Raw genomic sequence first — 18,485 nt, forward strand, 5'->3', positions numbered from 1 at the left:
CGCTGGTCTGCTAGGAGGCGAAGCGGGGGAACGCGCTGCGGCCGGCGTAGACGGCGGCCTCAGCGAGCTCCTCCTCGATCCTCAGCAGCTGATTGTACTTGGCGACCCGCTCGCTCCTGGCAGGCGCTCCGGTCTTGATCTGACCCGCGTCCGTGGCCACGGCGAGGTCGGCGATCGTGGTGTCCTCGGTCTCGCCGGAGCGGTGGGAGAGGATCGCGGTGTAGCCGCTGCGCTGCGCCAGGGAGACCGCGTCGAGCGTCTCGGTGAGCGTGCCGATCTGGTTGACCTTCACCAGGATCGAGTTGCCGGCGTGCTTCGCGATGCCGTCGGCCAGGCGCTTCGGGTTGGTGACGAAGAGGTCGTCGCCGACCAGCTGCACCTTCGAGCCGAGCTCGGCGGTGAGGTGGGCCCAGCCCTCCCAGTCGTCCTCGGCCAGCGGGTCCTCGATGGACACCAGCGGGTAGTTGGCGACGAGCTCGGCGTAGTACGCCGAGAGCTCCTGCGCGCTCCACTGCTTGCCCTCGAAGGAGTAGGAGCCGCCCTCGAAGAACTCGGTGGAGGCGACGTCGAGCGCGAGCGCGACGTCCTTGCCGGGGGTGAACCCGGCCTGCGAGATCGCCTCGAGGATGAGGTCGAGCGCCTCGCGGTTGTGCGGCAGCTCGGGGGCGAAGCCGCCCTCGTCGCCGAGGCCGGTGTTGAGGCCCTTCGACTTCAGCAGCGACTTCAGGGAGTGGTAGGTCTCGACGCCCCAGCGGAGCGCCTCGGAGAACGACTCGGCGCCGAGCGGCACCGCCATGAACTCCTGGATGTCGACGCCGGTGTCGGCGTGGGCGCCGCCGTTGACGATGTTCATCAGCGGGACGGGGAGCACGTGCGCGTTCGGTCCGCCGACGTAGCGGAACAGCGGCAGGTCGGCCGAGTCGGCCGCGGCGCGTGCGACCGCGAGCGAGACGCCGAGGATCGCGTTGGCGCCGAGACGCTTCTTGTTGTCGGTGCCGTCGAGGTCGATGAGGGCGGCGTCGACGAGGCGCTGGTCGGTGGCGTCGAAGCCCTCGATGGCCGGGCCGATCTCGTCGATCACGGCGTCGACGGCCTTCTCGACGCCCTTGCCCAGGTAGCGCGACTTGTCGCCGTCGCGCAGCTCGTACGCCTCGAAGGCGCCGGTGGAGGCGCCGGACGGGACGGCGGCGCGAGAGACGACGCCGTCGTCGAGGAGGACCTCCACCTCGACGGTTGGGTTGCCTCGCGAGTCGAGAATCTCTCTAGCGCCAACGGCTTCGATCAAGGCCACGGGGTATCTCCTCAGATTCAGGCGTGCAGAGGGGCGCTGTGGCGCCCGCCGCCAGTCAGTCTACTGAGTCGTGGAGGAGGCCACCCATGTCCTCCACCGTGGCCATCAGCCAGTCGGCGAGCTCGTCGGAGGCGCGGCCGCGGGGATCGTCCATCGCGGCGCCGACCGCGGCGAACACCAGGGCGGTCGCGAGCCTCGCACGACGCGGCGTGGTGCGCTGCTCGACCAGACCCGCGATCTGGTGCCTCACGTCCGCCATCAGGAGGAACAGGTCGGGGACGAGCTCGGGGCGCCGCACGAGGAGGTCGCGGAGGGCCTCGTGGCGGCGCCGCTTCTCCGACGGCAGATCGGTGAGCCGCGCCACGAGCCGGCACACGTCGCGCACCAGGTCGTGCTCGCCGTCCCCGGCCAGGAACTCCGCCCTCGCCTCGTCGCTCACCACGAAGCCGTCGACGCCCACGATGGCCGAGACCTTCGACGGGAAGTAGTTGAAGAACGTGCGGCTCGACACCCCGGCCTCGGAGCAGATCGCATCCACCGAGGTGTGCTCGACGCCGTTCTCGACCACGAGCCGCAGCGCCGCCTCGTGGATGGCCGTGCGCGTCTCGCTCTTCTTGCGCTCGCGCAGCGATGTCGCTGCGGGCTTGCCTGTCATCGCACGTCCTCCAACCGCTCGGTGAACACGGTGAGCAGCTCGGCGAACCGGGCCAGGTCGTCGTCGGCCCAACCCTCGAAGACGTCGGCGTACGCGGCCTTCGCCTCCACCCGGAGGCGCTCGAGCCGGTCGAGCGCCTCCGGGGTGGGCGAGAAGAGGTCGGCGCGCTTGTCGCTCGGGTCGGGCGAGGAGGTGACGAAGCCCAGATCCTTGAGGATGCGGAGCTGACGGCTGACCGCGCTCTTGTCCATGCCGGTGTGGGCCACGATCGCGCTGGGCGGGGTCGGGTGGTGGCCGGCGATGTACGTCATGACCGAGTAGCCGGACGGCTGCACCTCCGGGCAGAAGGCCGTCGCGTTGCGGACGATCCCGGCGCGCACCGATCTCACGATGCGCACCATGTCGTCCTCGACTCGGGCGAGAGAGCGTTGACGGTCGGTCACACCCTCCAGGGTAGGCGTTGTCATCGGCGTCGCCGCGAACCTCCGGCATCCGAGCCGTTCGCGGTCGGCCCGGACGGGGCGTCGACGGCCTCCTCATCCTGCTCGACGAGGTCGATCCCGTGCGTGTCCCCCGCGACCTCGGCGGCCGACACCGCGACGATCGTGTCCCGCTCCTGCTCCTGCAGCTTCTGCTGCGAGGTCTGACGGCTGAGCGGCAGGTTCGGCAGGAGCGCGATGGCGATGATCGAGATGACGGCCAGCGGTGCCGCGAGGAGGAAGACGTCGCCCACGCCCTCGCCGTAGGCGGACTCGATCACGGTGCGGAAGGGGCCGGGAAGGGTGCTGAGGTCGGGGATGGTCCCGCTGCCGAGGCCGCCCGCCTGGGAGGGGTCGACTCCGAGGCCCCGGAGTCCGTCCACCACGAGGTCCTTGATCCGGCTCCCGAGCACGGCGCCCATGACGCTCACGCCGATGGTGCCGCCGAGGCTGCGGAAGAACGCGACCGAGGCGCTCGCCGTCCCGATCTGGCGCGGGTCGACGGCGTTCTGGACGATGAGCACGAGGTTCTGCATCACCATGCCGACGCCGGCGCCCATCACGAACATGAACACGAAGACGAGCAGGAAGCTCGTGTCGTAGCGGATCGTCCCCATCAGCGCGAGGCCGATCGTGAGGAGGATGGAGCCCGTCACCATGTACCGCTTCCACTTCCCGGTGCGGCTGATCACCTGCCCGATCACGACGCTCGAGATGAGCACGCCGGCGATCATCGGGATGGTGAGCAGCCCCGACTCGGTGGGCGTCTTGCCGCGGGCGAGCTGCATGTACTGACCGAGGAAGACGCTGGTGCCGAACATGGCCACACCGACCGAGATCGACGCGATCACCGCGAGTGAGAACGTGCGGTTCTTGAACAGCGTCATCGGGATGATCGGCTCCTTGGCGCGGAGCTCGACGAGCACCGCGAGGCCGAGCAGCACGACGGCGCCCACGATCATGAGGATGCTCGTGGCCGAGCCCCACTCGAACTGGTTGCCCGCGAGGGTCACCCAGATCAGGAGCGTCGAGACCCCGGCCGCGATGAGCACGGCGCCGAGGTAGTCGATGGTCACCTTCCTGCGGCGGGTGGGGATGTGCAGCGTCTTCTGCAGCAGGATGATCGCGACCACGGCGAACGGGACCGCGATGTAGAAGTTCCAGCGCCATCCGGCCGAGTCGGTGATCACGCCGCCGAGCAGCGGGCCGCCGACCGTGGCGACCGCCATGACCGCGCCGAGCAGGCCCATGTACCGTCCGCGCTCGCGCGGCGGGATGATGTCGGCCATGACGACCTGGACCAGGGCGGTGAGACCGCCCGCGCCGAGGCCCTGCAGCACGCGGAACGTGATGAGCATCTCGGTGTTCTGGGCGAGGCCGGCGAGACCGGAGCCCACGACGAAGATCACGAGGGCGAGCTGGATGAGGAGCTTGCGGTTCGTGAGGTCGGCGAGCTTGCCCCAGATGGGCGTCGAGACCGTGGTGGCGAGCAGGGTCGAGGTGACGACCCAGGTGTAGCCGGCCTGGTCGCCGCCCAGGTCGGAGAGGATCTTGGGCAGCGAGCTCGACACCACGGTCGAGGCGAGCATCGCGACGAACATGCCCAGCAGCAGCCCGGACAGGGCTTCGAGCACCTGTCGGCGGCTCATGGCGCCCGACGCCGTGTCGGGCGTGGGCTCTTCGGTTCTCAGTGACACGGTTCTCCTGGAGAAATAGTTGACGACGGTCAACGATACCCTGATCGTTGACCGTCGTCAACTAATTCCTGCAGAGACTGAAGAATTTCAGTCCATGAAGCCGGACGCCGTCCTAGAGGTCCTCCCCCTGGGTGATCGCCTCGGCCTCCGCGACCCGGTCGGGCGCCTCGTGGTGGTCGACGTGGCGGATGTACCGTCGGAACAGCAGCACGATGAGCGCCGCCACGACGACCGAGCCCGCCGCGACGTAGAAGGGCACGGACGCCCCCATGACCCCGCCGATGGCCGAGGCGAGGGGCGGAGCGACGGCGCCGCCGATGAACCGCACCGCCGAGTACGACGACGAGGCCACCTGCCGCGGCAGATCGGTCGCCTCCATGACCGACTCCGTGAGCACGGTGTTCATCACGCCCAGCATCAGGCCGCCGATGACGACGCAGGTGATGAGCGCGCCGGTGTGGCCGGTCGAGAGCCCGGCGGCGACGAGGTCGGCCGCCAGCAGGAGGAGAGCGCCCCACAGCACGTGGGTCTTCGGGATGCGGCGCGTCAGCCACGGCGCCACCCAGACCGAGGTGATGGCCAGCGCCACACCCCATCCGAAGAAGGTGAAGCCGAGCCCCATCTCGTTCAGCGGGAGGACGTAGGGCGTGTACGCGAGCAGGATGAAGAACCCGATGTTGTAGAACAGCGCGGTGATCGCGAAGGTGGCCAGCGCCGGGCGTCGGAGCGCCCGGAACGGAGCCGAGAGCGGCGTGGGCGTCGGCGGGGTCTCCGCATCCTTCTTCAGGAGCGTCGCGATCGCGATGAACGCCACGGCCATCAGCACGGCGGTGCCGAAGAACGGACCGCGCCAGCTGACCGAGCCGAGTAGCCCGCCGAGGAGCGGGCCGATCGCGATGCCCAGGCCGAGCGCGGCCTCGTAGAGGATGATGGCCGATCCGGGACCACCGCTGGCCGCCCCGACGATCGTGGCGAGCGCGGTGGAGATGAACAGCGCGTTGCCGAGGCCCCAGCCCGCCCGGAAGCCGATGACCGACTCCACGTTCTGGCTGAGCCCCGCGGCGAGCGCGAAGACGACGATCATCGCCAGGCCGAAGAGCAGGGTGCGGCGGGCGCCGATCCGCGTGGAGAGCCAGCTCGTGAAGAGCATCGCGACGCCCGTGATCACGAGGTAGCTCGTGAACAGGAGCGAGGTCTGGGTCTGCGTGGCATCCAGCCCCTCGGCGATCGCCGGGAGGATGGGGTCGACGAGCCCGATGCCCATGAAGGCGATCACGCAGGCGAACGCCACCGCCCAGACGGCGAGGGGCTGGCGCAGCAGCGACGGCTTCTGCTCGACCACCGTCGCCGCCATCAGGCGGCCCTCACGAGGGACTCCTCGCGGGCGTCCGTGCACTCGTGAATGAGGTCGATCGCCCGCGAGAGGGTCTCGACGTCGACGGGCCCGAGCTCGGAGAACAGCGGGGCGAGCACGGATCCGACCTTGCGACGCCAGTCGGCGAGCGCGGCGACCCCCTTGGGCGCGAGGGCGATCTGCCAGGCGCGGGCGTCGTCCACGTCGGCGATCCGGCGGATCCACTCCGACTCGTTGAGGTTGGCGACGATCTTGGTCATGGTGGGCTGGCTGACGCGGTTCTGCTTGGCCAGCTGGCCGAGCCGCATGGGCCCGAAGTGGTCGAGCACGCTGAGCGTGCGCCAGACGGCGGGCGACGTGGTGTCGCCGGAGGCCTGGGCGGCGAGACGGGTGAGGCGCTGCGTGACGGAGACGAGGTCTGAGAGCAGTGACTCGAGTTCTGGTTCCTTGTGGGAGTGTGTTAGTTCGTTAGTCACAACTAACAAGTATACATAGCTCGGCTATGCAAGTGTCCTCAGCTCGAGATCCGCGACGGACGAGGTCGTCTCCGAGACCTGGGCGAAGTGCGTGAAGCCTGCCGCTGCCGCGCGGTCGAGCAGGTTGCCGAGGTTCTTGGTCCGCCGCTCGAGCCTGACGCGAGCGGCTCCGTCCGAGACCAGCGCCGTCTTGAGCGAGAGCAGCCGCTCGGGGGCGACGTCCTTCCCGTGGACGAGCACCACCGCGGTGTGCTCCTCCCCCGCCTCGTCCGCGATGAGGTCGATGATGCGCTCGAAGCCGATCGAGAAGCCGCACGCGGGGACCTGCTCCCCCACGAAGCGTCCGATCATGCCGTCGTACCGGCCTCCGCCCCCGAGGGAGAACGAGAACTCGGGGTGCTCGATCTCGAAGATGGTGCCCGTGTAGTACCCCATGCCGCGCACGAGGAACGGGTCGAACGTCAGCGACCCGGCGACCCCGGCCGCCGCGAGCGCGGCGCCGATGGCGGCGAGGTCGTCGACCGCGACCCGGTCGACGCCGGAGGGGAGCACGGCGAGCATGGCCTCCGCGTCGAGCGGCACGTGCCCGCCGATGCCGGCGGCGAAGTGCGCCTCCACCGCGTCGGCTGCGGGGGCCGAGACCCCCCGGTCACGGAGCTCGGCGACCACTCCGGCGGCGCCGATCTTGTCGAGCTTGTCGAGGGTGATGAGGACGGGAGCCACCTCGTCCTCCCCGAAGCCGAAGACGGCGAGCATGGCGTTCAGGATGCGGCGGTCGTTGATGCGGACGCTGCAGCCGGTGAGCCCCAGCGCGTCGAGCGTGGCGAGGGTGGCGGCGATGAGCTCGACCTCCGCGAGGAGGCCCGCCTCGCCGATGATGTCGATGTCGCACTGCACGAACTGCCGGTAGCGCCCCTTCTGCGGGCGTTCGGCCCGCCAGACGGGCGCGACCTGGACGGACCGGAACACCTGCGGGAGCTCGGCGCGGTGGGAGGCGTAGAACCGGGCCAGGGGGACGGTGAGGTCGAAGCGCAGGCCGAGGTCGGCGAGCGAGTCCGGGTCGTCGGAGGCGGCGGCAGCCTCGAGGTCGGCGCGGGTGAGGCCGCGCCGGAGGAGGTTGAAGGCCAGCTTCTCGTTGTCGCCGCCGAGGCCGGAGTGGAGGCGGTCGTAGTCCTCCACGACGGGCGTCTCGATCTCGTCGAAGCCGTGGGCGGCGTACACCCGGCGGATGACGCCCAGCGCACGCTCGCGCTTGGCCTTCTCGTGCGGGAGGAAGTCGCGCATGCCGCGGGGAGGGACGACGGGGGAAGCCATGGCCTCAAGGTTACCGATCGGCGTGAGGAGGGATTGCTCACAGGGCTCCGTGACCGTCCGGCCCTATCGTGGAGGCGAGGGGGTCATCCATGAGCATCGTCGTCTCCGGCCTCGCGCGATCGTTCGGCGACGTGCAGGCCGTCCGCCAGGTCTCGTTCGAGGCCGCGCCCGGTCGCGTCACCGCCCTCATCGGGCCGAACGGGTCGGGCAAGACCACCCTCATGCTGATGCTCGCCACGCTGCTGCGCCCCGACGCGGGCTGGATGCGGGTGGCCGGCGTCGATCCGATCGCGGATCCCCGCGCCGCGCGGCCGCTGATCGGCTGGATGCCCGACGCCCTCGGCTCCTGGAACAACCTCACCGTCCGTGCGGTGCTGGAGGTCTCGGCGCGCATGTACGGCCGCTCCCGCCTCGACGCGGTCGAGCGAGCCGCCGTCGTCCTCTCCGCCGTGGGGCTCGACGAGCTCGCCGGGCGACCCACCCGCGTGCTCTCGCGGGGGCAGAAGCAGAAGCTCAGCCTGGCCAGGGCCCTCATCAACGACCCGGCGGTGCTCCTCCTCGACGAGCCGGCGTCGGGCCTGGATCCCGGCGCCCGCATCGAGCTGCGGGAGCTGGTGCTGGAGCTGGCGTCCCTCGGGCGGACCGTCCTGATCTCGAGCCACGTCCTGGCCGAGCTCGACGAGATGGCCGACGACGCCGTGTACCTCGACCGCGGCGTCACGGCGAGCGCCGAGCGTGTGCAGGCGGCACGGACCAGCGCACGCGAGTGGCGCATCCGGGTCCTCGAGGCGCCGGGCGCCCCCGACCTCGCGGGGTCGCTCGCCGCGCTCGGCGTCCATCCGCAGCGGGTCCGCCGTGACGACCGCGATTGGCTGGTCCTCGTCGACTCCGAGGCCGACGCCGCGACGCTGCTCGCCGATCTGGTGCAGACGGGGGTGCGGATGACGTCGTTCGCGCCCGCCGTGGGCGATCTCGAGCACACGCTCCTCGACATCCGTGAGCGGGGCATCGCGTGAGCCGCTACCTCGCGAGCGTCTGGCTGATGCTCACCCTCGACCTCCGGCAGCGGGTGCGGAGCACCGCCTGGTACGTCATCCTCGGCGTCTACGCCGCGGTCCTGCTCGTCTTCTCCGTGGGCGCCGCGGCCACGGTGGCGAACTGGGCGGGCGGCGGCGTCCTCTACTCGGTCGTCGTGTACTTCGTGCTCCTGCTGGCGACGCTCGTCTCCCCCGCGCTCAGCGGCACCGCCATCAACGGCGAGCGCGAGGCCGGCACCCTCGCCACGATCCAGGTCACGTCGATCACCACCGGCCAGATCGTGCTGGGCAAGTTCCTGGCCGCGTGGGCGACCTCGCTGGTGTTCCTCGCGGTCTCGGTCCCGTTCCTCGCCCTCGGGCTCGCGTTCGGCGAGATCTCCGCGCTCACGGTGCTCTCCTCCACGCTCATCCTCGCGGCCGAGCTCGGCGTCCTGTCCGCGATCGGAGTCGGGCTCTCCGGGCTCATCCGCAAGCCGCTGTTCTCCGTGGTGGTGTCCTACCTCGTGATCGCGGGTCTCTCGATCGGCACGCTGCTGGTGTTCGGCATCGCCGGGACGCTCACGCAGACGCCGGTGAAGGTCACCACGATCCAGTCGCAGTGGACGACGGACCCCGAGTCCGGCGAGTCGACGGCGCTCTGCGACGCCCCCGAGGTGCGGTACGAGACCACCCCGCGCTACGACCTGTACTGGGGCTTCCTGGCGGCGAACCCCTACGTCGTCGTGGCGGATGCGTCGGCCCGCGACTTCGACCAGTACGGGACGCCACGGGACGTGTTCGGCTTCATCGCCTCCGGGGTGCGTCTGGCTCAGCAGACACCCGAGGCCGAGAAGACCTACGACTACTGCCGGAGCGACAGCGACGGCACGCCGGGCATCACCGCCGAGGAGTCGCTGCGGACCGGGGCGCCGAGCTGGTTCCTCGGTCTGGCCATCCAGGCGGCGCTGGGAGCGGGAGCGCTCCTCGGCGCCTGGCGAGCCACCCGGGCGCCGTCCGGCCGCCTGGGGCGGGAGTCGCGGATCGCGTAGCTCAGGCTCCGGCCGTCGACGCCTCCGCCGTCACGATGTCGTCGCGGAGACCTCGCAGCGCGCCGCGCAGGGCGCGCTCCGGGTCGAGGCCGCGCTCCCGCGCCGACGCGGCGAGCTGCAGCAGCAGCGCGCCGAGGCCCTCCTCGTCGTCGGGCGACTCCACAGCGGGTCCCGCCGCCGTCACGCCCACCTTCTCAGCCCGCCCCAGCAGCTTGTCGGCGAGCGCCAGCGACGGCATGCCCATCGGGATGCCGTCCAGCACGCTCGTCCGGGCGGGCTTCTCGCGCGCCTTGAGGTCGTCCCACACGGCCTCCACGTCGCTCGCCGTCTCGGCGTGGGCGTCGCCGAAGACGTGCGGATGCCTGCCGACCATCTTGGCGGTCATGTGGGCGGCGACGTCCTGGACGTCGAACCCCTCTCCCGGAGTCGCCGCCGCGATGTCGGCGTGGAACAGCACCTGGTAGAGCACGTCGCCGAGCTCCTCCAGCATCGCGTCGCGATCGCCGGTCTCGATCGCCTCGATGAGCTCGTGCGTCTCCTCGACCAGGTACCGCACGAGCGACTCGTGGGTCTGATCGGCGTCCCACGGGCATCCCCCCGGTGCGCGCAGCACGTGCACCACCTCGACGAGCTCGTCGAGTCGGGTCGGTCCGTCCGTCGTCGCATCCTCGGTCACAGACCCACCCTAGGTGCCCCGGGTAGACTCGTTCACGGTGAGCCGGGAAGTCTGGTCGGCACGGGGGCGCTGTGCGCCCGCGCCACCCTCCCCAGATCGGACCCCATGAGCGTCATCCGTTCCGAGCGCAACGCCGCCGTCCTCCTGCTCCTCGCCGCCGTGCTCGGCCTGCTCCTCGCCAACACCTCCGCAGGGCCGTTCCTCCTCGACGCGAAGGCGGCGCACCTCGACCTGCCCGCCCTCGGCATCGAGCTGTCGATCGGGCACTGGATCAGCGACGGCCTCCTCGCCGTGTTCTTCCTCATCGTCGCGATCGAGCTGAAGTACGAGCTGACCGAGGGGTCGCTCGACTCGTTCTCCAAGGCCGTCGTGCCCGGCATCGCCGCGGTCGGCGGGATCGCCGTGCCCGCGTTGGTCTTCCTCGGCGTCGTGGGCACGACGGGCGGCTTCGACGACGGCCTCGCGAACGGCTGGCCGGTGCCGACGGCGACCGACATCGCCTTCGCCCTCGGCGTGCTGGCCACGTTCGGCCGCAGCCTCCCCTCCGGGGTCCGGGTGTTCCTCCTGGCCCTGGCCGTCCTCGACGACCTCGTCGCGATCCTCATCATCGCCCTCTTCTTCACCTCGACCATCGACCTCGCGGCCCTCGTCGGCGCGGTCGTCGGCGTGATCGCGTTCGCGCTGCTCGGCGTGCTCCTGAAGCGCGGCCGGATGCGCGGACCGCTGATCCTCCTGATGATCGCCGTCGGCCTGCTGGTCTGGTGGGCCGTCCTCCAGTCCGGCGTGCACGCCACCATCGCCGGTGTCGCGCTCGGCCTCGTCCTGCCGCGACGACAGGGGGCACGCACAGCGCACGTGCTCGAACCGTTCTCCAACGGGCTCGTCCTGCCGCTGTTCGCGTTCTCGGCGGCGCTGGTCGCGATCCCCCAGGTGAGCGTCGGCGAACTGAGCCCGGCGTTCTGGGGCATCCTCGTCGCCCTGCCCGTCGGCAAGCTCCTCGGCATCTCCGCGGCCGGCTGGCTCGGTCAGCGCATCGTGATCCGACCGTCGCGAGGGGCTGACGTCGAGGACCGGCTCCCCCTGCACGATCTGCTCACCGTGGGGCTCCTCGGCGGCATCGGCTTCACCGTGTCGCTGCTCATGAACGAGCTGGCCTTCCGCGACAGCCCGGAGGTGGTCGACGAGGGCACCCTCGCCGTGCTGCTCGGCTCGGGCATCTCGATCGTCGCCGCCGCCCTCGTGCTCGCGGCGCGCTCCGCCCGGAGCCGACGGCGGGCCGCCGCGGCCTAGGCCGACGGAGTCGAGGCCGACGCCGGAGCCGAGGACGCCGAGGCCACCGCGGGGGCGAAGATCGCCTCGATCAGGTTCGCGACCCACTCGATCAGCTCCGCATCCGCCAGCGGGGAGCCGTCGACCACGGGCATGGGCACCGAGACCGAGTTCGTCGCCGCGAAGTGCTTCGCCGACGGGTACATCCGTTTCAGCCGAACCTGCAGCGACTCGGGGAGGTCGGCGGGCGCCACCCGGAGGTTCGAGCCCATCGCCACGACCTCGCCCAGGTTCGCCTTCTGCGCCATCCGACGCAGCCGCGACACCGCGACGAGGTTGACCACAGGCTCCGGCAGCGGACCGTAGCGGTCGACGAGCTCCTCGACCACGCGGTCGATGCTGTCGTCGGAGGCGGTCGGCGCGCTGGCCGTCGACATCTTCTGGTACGCCTCGAGACGCAGCCGCTCGCTGTCGACGTACTCCTCGGGGATGTGCGCATCCACCGGGAGCTCGAGACGGAGCTCCGTCTGCCCCTCGGCCACATCGCCCCGGAACGTCGAGACGGCCTCGCCGATCATGCGCAGGTAGAGGTCGAAGCCGACGCCCGCGATGTGGCCCGCCTGCTCGCCGCCGAGCAGGTTGCCCGCCCCGCGGATCTCGAGGTCCTTGAGCGCCACCTGCATGCCGCTGCCGAGCTCGTTGTTGGCCGCCAGCGTGGAGAGCCGGTCGTTCGCCGTCTCGGAGAGCGGCTTGTTCTCGTCCCACAGCAGGTAGGCGTAGGCGCGCTCTCGTCCGCGGCCCACACGACCGCGCAGCTGGTGCAGCTGGCTGAGGCCGTACTTGTCGGCCCGGTCGACGATGAGGGTGTTGGCGTTGGCGATGTCGATGCCCGTCTCGATGATCGTCGTCGACACGAGCACGTCGAACTTGCGCTCCCAGAAGTCGACGATCACCTGCTCGAGCTGGTGCTCGTTCATCTTCCCGTGCGCGACGGCGATGCGCGCCTCCGGCACCAGCTCGGCGAGGTTCGCGGCCACGCGCCCGATCGACTGCACGCGGTTGTGCACGAAGAACACCTGGCCCTCGCGGAGCAGCTCGCGGCGGATGGCCGCGGCCACCTGCTTGTCGGAGTACGGCCCCACGAAGGTGAGGATGGGGTGCCGGTCCTCCGGCGGGGTGGCGAGGGTCGACATCTCGCGGATGCCGGTGACGGCCATCTCGAGCGTGCGCGGGATGGGCGTCGCGCTCATCGCGAGGATGTCGACGTTCGTCTTGAGCTTCTTCAGCGCGTCCTTGTGCTCGACGCCGAAGCGCTGCTCCTCGTCGATGATGACGAGCCCGAGGTCCTTGAACACGACGTTGTCGGTGAGGAGGCGGTGGGTGCCGATCACGACGTCGACCGTGCCGTCGGCCAGGCCCGCGACCGTCTCGCGCACCTCCTTGTCGGTCTGGAAGCGGCTCATCGCTCTCAGATGCACGGGGAAGCCGGCGAACCGTTCATGGAACGTCTCGAGGTGCTGGCGCACGAGCAGCGTCGTGGGCACGAGCACGGCGACCTGCTTGCCGTCCTGCACCGCCTTGAACGCCGCGCGGACCGCGATCTCGGTCTTCCCGAACCCGACGTCGCCCGAGAGCAGGCGGTCCATGGGGATCGGCCGCTCCATGTCGGCCTTCACCTCGTCGATCACGGTGAGCTGGTCGGGCGTCTCGGCGAACGGGAACGCCTCCTCCAGCTCGCGCTGCCAGGGGGTGTCGGGTCCGAACGCGTAGCCCTTGGAGGCCATGCGGGCGGAGTAGAGCTTCACGAGCTCGACGGCGATGTCGCGGACGGCCTTGCGCGCCTTGCCCTTCGCGGCCGACCAGTCGCTGCCGCCCATCTTGGACAGGGTCGGCGCCTCACCGCCGACGTAGCGGGACAGCTGGTCGAGCTGATCGGTGGGGACGTACAGCTTGTCGCCCGGGTAGCCGCGCTTGGACGGCGCGTACTCGAGCACGAGGTACTCCCGCGTGCTCTTCACCGCGTGACGGCCGCCGCTCGAGACCTGGCGCTGGGTGAGCTCGAGGAACTTGCCGATGCCGTGGGTCTCGTGCACCACGTAGTCGCCCGCCTTGAGCTGCATCGGATCGACGACGTTCCTCCGCCGCGACGCCAGCTTCTTGACCTGGCGCGCCTCGTAGCCGACGGTGCGACCGTAGAACTCGGTCTCGCTGAGGAGGGCGAGCCGGTCCGCGGTGAGCTCGAAGCCCCGCTCGACCGCGGCGCGCACGACGTAGGCGCTCCCCGCCTCGGGCTCGTCGGGCACGTCGTCGACGGCGACGGCCGCGACGCCCTGCTCGGCCAGCACGTCGACCGCGCGCTCCACGAGACCCTGTCCGACCGCGGCGATCACGACGGACCAGCCGTCTCGTGTGCGCTGGGCGACGTGGTCGATCGCCCCGTCGACGTTGCCGTGGAAGCTGGGCACGGTCTCGCCGTCGAGGCGCACCGTGAGGTGCTCCTCCAGCTCGCGATGCTCGGGGAGCACGTCGTCGGGGCCCTGCTGGAACTCGCTCACCGTCCACCACGCGCGGTCGACGCCGGCGGCGTCGCGCAGCTGGTTGAGGGAGAGGAACTCGCCGGCGGCGAGGTCGATCGGCGCCTGGGCGCCCGCCGTGGCGGCCAGCCAGGCGGCGGAGAGGAACTCGCGGTTGGTCTCGGCCAGCGAGATGGAGCGCGTGGCCACGCGTTCGGGCGACAGCACCGCGATCGCGGACCGCGCGGGGAGGTAGTGCGTGAGCGGCACCAGGCGGTCGACGAGCGCGGGCGCCAGCGACTCCATGCCCTCGACCGGGATGCCCTCCGCGATCTTCTCGAGCATGCCGGCGAGGCTCGGGAACTCGTGCTGCATCTCGCGCGCGCGCTGACGCACGGCGTCGCCGAGGAGCAGCTCGCGGCTCGGCGCCAGCACGACCTCGGCCACCGCATCCGGCAGCGACCGCTGGTCGGCCACCGAGAAGGCGCGCATCTCGTCGACCTCGTCGCCGAAGAAGTCGATGCGGTAGGGGTGCTCCGCCGTGGGTGGGAACACGTCGAGGATGCCGCCGCGGACCGCGAACTCGCCGCGGCGGGTGACCATGTCGACCCGCAGGTAGGCGAGCGCGACGAGCTGCTCGGAGATCGAGGCGAGGTCGTAGCCGCGCGAGCCCGTGGCGAGGCGGATCGGCTCGAGGTCGGCCAGGTCGTCGGCGATGGGCTGCAGCGCGGCACGCACCGAGGCGACCACCACGAGAGGCGACGGACGATCGCCGCGCTCGTGCGCATCCGCCCAGTCGCGCAGGCGGCGCAGGGCCTCGATGCGTCGGCCGACGATCTCGGGGCTCGGGCTCAGCCGCTCGTGCGGGAGGGTCTCCCAGGCGGGAAACTCGAGGACGTCGGCCCGCGGCGCGTACGACGCGAGGGCGGACCGCACGGCCTCGGACTCGCGGCCGGTGGCGGTGACGACGAGGAGCGCCTGGGGCAGGTCGAGCTCGGCACGCCGCTCGAGGAGGCCGGCGAGCAGGGGCACACGAAGGCCCTCAGGGGCCGAGAAGTCGGTGGCGCGGCCGGCGTTGCCGAGGGCCCGTTCGAACACGGAGGCGCGCGTGAGCGCATGCGTCAAGCCCTGAAGGATCACTCGTCCGATTCTACCCGCGGCCCCCGACAGCGGAGCCGGGCCGACCTGCGCTGTGGGCGTACGGAGTGCGCCATCCCGTCGTGCAGACTCGTCTGGTGAGCTCCACCACCGCACGTCGCCGCCACGCCGTCGACGAGGTCCTGCCCGTCCCCAAGCTGGCCGCGTACGGCTTCCAGCACGTGCTGGCCTTCTACGCCGGCGCGGTGCTGGTCCCGATCCTCGTCGCCAACGCCCTGGGACTGAGCACCGAGCAGCTGATCCACCTCATCAACGCCGACCTGTTCACCTGCGGGATCGCCTCGATCATCCAGTCCGTCGGGTTCGGACGGCGCTGGTTCCGGTTCGGCGTGAAGCTGCCGCTGCTGCAGGGAGTGACGTTCACGGCCGTCTCGCCCATGATCGCCATCGGCACGGCGGTGATGGCCGGCGGCGGGTCCTCGATCGACGGCCTGCTCACGATCTACGGCTCGGTCATCGTCGCCGGGCTCGTGACGATCGCGCTCGCCCCCGTCTTCGTGAAGCTCCTGCGCTTCTTCCCGCCCGTCGTCACCGGCTCGATCATCCTCATCATCGGCATCGCCCTCATCCCCGTCGCCGCGGGCGACATCACGTACGGGGCGATCGGCGGCACCAACGGCGTCGTGGTGGATGCGTCGGGCGCCACCGTGCCCGCCCCACCGCTCGACTTCGGCCTCGCCAACGGCGGACTGCTGCTGCAGAACCTCGCCTACGCGTTCGGGACGCTCGCGCTCATCCTCATCGTGCAGCGGATCTTCCGCGGGTTCCTCCAGACGATCGCGGTGCTGATCGGCCTCGTGGTCGGCACGCTGGTCGCGTTCCTCCTCGGCGACGCCTCGTTCGAGGCGGTCGGGTCGTCGCCCTGGTTCGGCTTCGTCACGCCCTTCTCGTTCGGGGTGCCGCAGTTCTCGATCACCGCGATCCTGTCGATGATCGTCGTGATGCTCATCACGATGGTCGAGACCACCGGCGACACGTACGCCACCGGCGAGATCGTGGGCAAGCGCATCCGGCCTGCCGACATCGCCGCCGCCATCCGGGCCGACGGGCTCGCGACCACGCTCGGCGGGGTGTTCAACTCGTTCCCCTACACGGCGTTCGCGGAGAACGTCGGACTCGTCCGGCTGACGCAGGTCCGGTCGCGCTGGGTGGTCACCGCGGCGGGGGTCATCATGATCGTGCTCGGTCTGTTCCCGAAGGCGGCGGCGCTCGTGGCGGGCATCCCGCATCCGGTGCTGGGCGGAGCGGCGCTCGCCCTGTTCGGCGCGGTCGCGGTCGCCGGCGTGCAGACGCTCCAGAAGGTGGACTTCAGCGACCACCGCAACTCGATCATCGTGGGCACCACGCTCGGGCTGGCGGGTCTCGTGACGGCCTACGGCGCCATCGCCTCCGCGTTCCCCGCGTGGGCGTCGATCCTCTTCGGCTCGGGCATCACCCTCGGCGCGATCACCGCCATCCTGCTGAACCTGCTGTTCTTCCACACCGGCGGACGCGGATCCGGGGTGGCCGGGCGGCCGGGCGCCGACCTCGTCACGCTCGACGAGGTCGACCGGATGGACGAGGCCGCCTTCGCGCGCACCTTCGGCTCGATGGTGAACGACTCCCCCTGGGTCGTGGCGGCGGCGTACGCCCGGCGTCCCTTCGACGACGCGACCGCGCTGCGCGCGGCGTTCCAGGAGGCGATCCTCGGCGGCTCGCCGGAGCAGCAGCTGGAGCTGCTCCGGTCGTTCCCCGACCTCGGCAGCGCCGACGACCGCGAGCACGCCTACGTGCGCGAGCACTCCGAGCGGGGCATCGACTCCCTCACCGACGAGGACCTCGACGACGCCGTCGCGCTGTCGCAGGCGTACCGCGCACGCTTCGGCTTCCCGCTCATCGTCAGCGCCCGCGACGTGGACCGCTACGAGCGCGTCGTCGGCGCCGGGCGCTCGCGCCTGGCGAACGCCGAGGCCGCGGAGCGCGCCACGGCCCTCCTCGAGGTCTCGAAGGTGTTCACCCACCGCTTCGAGGACGCCGTCGCCGACGCGAACCCCCTGTCCTCCCCCTTCAACCCCTAGCCGCTGCGGGGAGAGTGGAACCGCTGCTGGGCGGCGGTGAGGCCCTCGGAGGCGATGAGCTCGACGGCATCGGCGGCGTCGGCGACGAGGTTCGGGAGCGAGTCGCGCTCATCCTTCGAGAAGGGCTTCAGGACGAAGTCGGCGGCCTGCATCCGGCCGGGCGGGCGGCCGATGCCGGTGCGCACGCGGAGGAAGTCGGCGGTGCCGGTGGCGGCGATGATGTCGCGCAGCCCGTTGTGGCCGCCATGGCCGCCGCCCTGCTTGAGGCGGACGTCGTCGAACGGGATGTCGAGCTCGTCGTGCACCACGATGACGTGGTCGGCGGGGACGCCGTAGAACTGGGCGAGCCCGTTCACCGGGCCGCCCGAGACGTTCATGTACGTGAGCGGCTTTGCCAGAACGAAGCGGGGGCCGCCGGGGACGAGTCGTCCCTCGGCGACCACCGCGTTCGCACGATGCCGCTTGAAGCTCGCGCGCATCCGCGTCGCGAGCTCGTCGACCACCATCTGGCCGACGTTGTGGCGGGTGGCGGCGTAGTCGGGCCCGGGGTTGCCGAGCCCGACCACGAGCCAGGGTGCGTCCGCCACGTCAGGTGGTTCCGGGAGCTGCTACTCGGCGCTCTCGTCGGACGAGGTGGCCTCGCCCTCGGCGCCCTCGGCGCCCTCGGCGGCCTCGGCGTTCTCCTCCGACTCGGTCGCGGCCGGGATGGTGATGCCCACGACGACGAGCTCGGGGTCGGAGACCAGGGTGGCGCCGGCGGGGAGCTCGACGTCCTTCGCGTGGATGAGGGTGCCCTCCTCGAGGCCCTCGATCGAGACGACGAAGCGCTCCGGGATGTGGGTGGCCTCGACCTCGACCGCGATCGCCGCGGTGTCCTGCGTGGCGATGGTGCCGGCGAACGACTCGCCCTCGAGGACGACGGGGACCTCGACCTCGACCTTCTCGCCGCGACGCACGACGATGAGGTCGATGTGCTCGATGAGCTGGAGCACCGGGTCCTTCTGGACGTCCTTCACGAGGGCCAGCTGCTCCTTGCCCTCGATCGAGAGCTCGAGCACGGCGTTCGCCTTGCGGAGGATGAGGGAGACCTGGTGGCCGGGCAGCGTGACGTGCTGCGGCTCGGTGCCGTGGCCGTAGATGACCGCGGGGATCTTGTGAGCGGCACGGATGCGGCGGGCTGCGCCCTTGCCGAACTCGGTGCGCAGCTCTGCGACGACGTGGGTGTCTTCCTGGGTTGCCATGGTTCTGCTCCTTCGCGAGCCAGGCCGGCCCGCATGATGGTGTCTTGTTCGACTCGACCGCGTGAGCGGGAGGGAAGCCATGCCGGCCGAAACCCACCGCGTCGATCACGGCCATCGCACAGTAGCGACGGCCCTCGCCGAGGTCAGTCGTCCATGCTACCGCATCCGCACCGCCGACCCGCCACGTCACATCCCGCACCCAGCATCGACACCTGTCGTTCACCGCTCGTCCCGTCGCGC

At 70.9% G+C, this 18,485-nt stretch carries 15 protein-coding genes; 4 read left to right on the top strand and 11 right to left on the bottom strand.

The genetic code is table 11. From position 1 onward, the window contains the following. Window positions 1–10 precede the first annotated feature (10 nt). The 7 genes from eno to hisS form a co-directional block, all read right to left on the bottom strand. Complete coding sequence (eno, locus tag IEX69_RS04615) at window positions 11–1,291, bottom strand: phosphopyruvate hydratase (protein ID WP_085019926.1); 1,281 nt, start codon at window positions 1,289–1,291, stop codon at window positions 11–13. A 55-nt stretch (window positions 1,292–1,346) separates the two neighbouring features. Then, window positions 1,347–1,946, bottom strand: coding sequence for a TetR family transcriptional regulator (locus IEX69_RS04620; protein ID WP_085019927.1), 600 nt, complete (start codon window positions 1,944–1,946; stop codon window positions 1,347–1,349). Then, window positions 1,943–2,389 carry a MarR family winged helix-turn-helix transcriptional regulator gene (locus tag IEX69_RS04625; RefSeq protein ID WP_162818556.1) on the bottom strand — a complete coding sequence of 149 codons (447 nt, stop codon included), beginning with the start codon at window positions 2,387–2,389 and terminating at the stop codon, window positions 1,943–1,945. Before IEX69_RS04625 ends, IEX69_RS04620 begins: the two co-directional genes overlap by 4 nt. A 20-nt stretch (window positions 2,390–2,409) precedes the next feature. Further along, the gene (locus IEX69_RS04630; protein ID WP_085019929.1) at window positions 2,410–4,074 is read right to left on the bottom strand and encodes an MDR family MFS transporter; all 1,665 of its coding nucleotides are present in this window, start codon (window positions 4,072–4,074) and stop codon (window positions 2,410–2,412) included. 160 nt (window positions 4,075–4,234) lie between these two features. Continuing rightward, window positions 4,235–5,476 (bottom strand): MFS transporter, encoded by a 1,242-nt coding sequence (locus tag IEX69_RS04635; RefSeq protein WP_085019930.1) that lies wholly within the window; start codon window positions 5,474–5,476, stop codon window positions 4,235–4,237. Further along, complete coding sequence (locus IEX69_RS04640) at window positions 5,476–5,952, bottom strand: MarR family winged helix-turn-helix transcriptional regulator (RefSeq protein ID WP_085019931.1); 477 nt, start codon at window positions 5,950–5,952, stop codon at window positions 5,476–5,478. The genes IEX69_RS04635 and IEX69_RS04640 overlap by 1 nt, the downstream gene beginning before the upstream one ends. 24 nt (window positions 5,953–5,976) lie before the next feature. Further along, window positions 5,977–7,266, bottom strand: coding sequence for a histidine--tRNA ligase (gene hisS / locus IEX69_RS04645; protein ID WP_085019932.1), 1,290 nt, complete (start codon window positions 7,264–7,266; stop codon window positions 5,977–5,979). Window positions 7,267–7,355: 89 nt separating this feature from the next. On the opposite strand from hisS, the gene IEX69_RS04650 reads away from it, so the two are divergent. Further along, window positions 7,356–8,282, top strand: coding sequence for an ABC transporter ATP-binding protein (locus tag IEX69_RS04650; protein WP_085019933.1), 927 nt, complete (start codon window positions 7,356–7,358; stop codon window positions 8,280–8,282). Then, window positions 8,279–9,331 (top strand): ABC transporter permease, encoded by a 1,053-nt coding sequence (locus IEX69_RS04655; RefSeq protein WP_085019934.1) that lies wholly within the window; start codon window positions 8,279–8,281, stop codon window positions 9,329–9,331. The genes IEX69_RS04650 and IEX69_RS04655 overlap by 4 nt, the downstream gene beginning before the upstream one ends. A gap of 1 nt (window position 9,332) precedes the next feature. Here the strand turns inward: IEX69_RS04655 and IEX69_RS04660 are convergent, their stop codons facing one another. Further along, on the bottom strand, window positions 9,333–10,007 hold the full coding sequence (locus IEX69_RS04660; RefSeq protein ID WP_085019935.1) for a nucleoside triphosphate pyrophosphohydrolase: 675 nt from the start codon (window positions 10,005–10,007) through the stop codon (window positions 9,333–9,335). Between the two features lie 105 nt (window positions 10,008–10,112). Here IEX69_RS04660 and nhaA point away from each other — a divergent pair, with 105 nt between their 5' ends. Further along, a complete protein-coding gene (nhaA, locus tag IEX69_RS04665; RefSeq protein WP_085019936.1) occupies window positions 10,113–11,297 on the top strand; it encodes a Na+/H+ antiporter NhaA in 1,185 nt (394 codons plus the stop codon). On the opposite strand, the gene mfd is transcribed toward nhaA, so the two are convergent. Then, the gene (mfd, locus tag IEX69_RS04670; protein ID WP_085019937.1) at window positions 11,294–14,929 is read right to left on the bottom strand and encodes a transcription-repair coupling factor; all 3,636 of its coding nucleotides are present in this window, start codon (window positions 14,927–14,929) and stop codon (window positions 11,294–11,296) included. The two genes, nhaA and mfd, sit on opposite strands and share 4 nt — an antisense overlap. Window positions 14,930–15,024: 95 nt before the next feature. On the opposite strand from mfd, the gene IEX69_RS04675 reads away from it, so the two are divergent. After that, window positions 15,025–17,004: a solute carrier family 23 protein gene (locus IEX69_RS04675; protein WP_229756227.1), complete on the top strand. Its 1,980-nt coding sequence runs from the start codon at window positions 15,025–15,027 to the stop codon at window positions 17,002–17,004. On the opposite strand, the gene pth is transcribed toward IEX69_RS04675, so the two are convergent. Together pth and IEX69_RS04685 are read right to left on the bottom strand one after the other, a co-directional pair. Continuing rightward, window positions 17,001–17,591, bottom strand: a complete 591-nt coding sequence (gene pth / locus IEX69_RS04680) for an aminoacyl-tRNA hydrolase (protein ID WP_085019938.1) — start codon at window positions 17,589–17,591, stop codon at window positions 17,001–17,003. The two genes, IEX69_RS04675 and pth, sit on opposite strands and share 4 nt — an antisense overlap. Before the next feature lie 21 nt (window positions 17,592–17,612). Next, window positions 17,613–18,245 carry a 50S ribosomal protein L25/general stress protein Ctc gene (locus IEX69_RS04685; protein WP_085019939.1) on the bottom strand — a complete coding sequence of 211 codons (633 nt, stop codon included), beginning with the start codon at window positions 18,243–18,245 and terminating at the stop codon, window positions 17,613–17,615. Window positions 18,246–18,485: the final 240 nt, after the last annotated feature.

This window comes from Cnuibacter physcomitrellae (genome assembly GCF_014640535.1).
GTDB lineage: Bacteria > Actinomycetota > Actinomycetes > Actinomycetales > Microbacteriaceae > Cnuibacter > Cnuibacter physcomitrellae.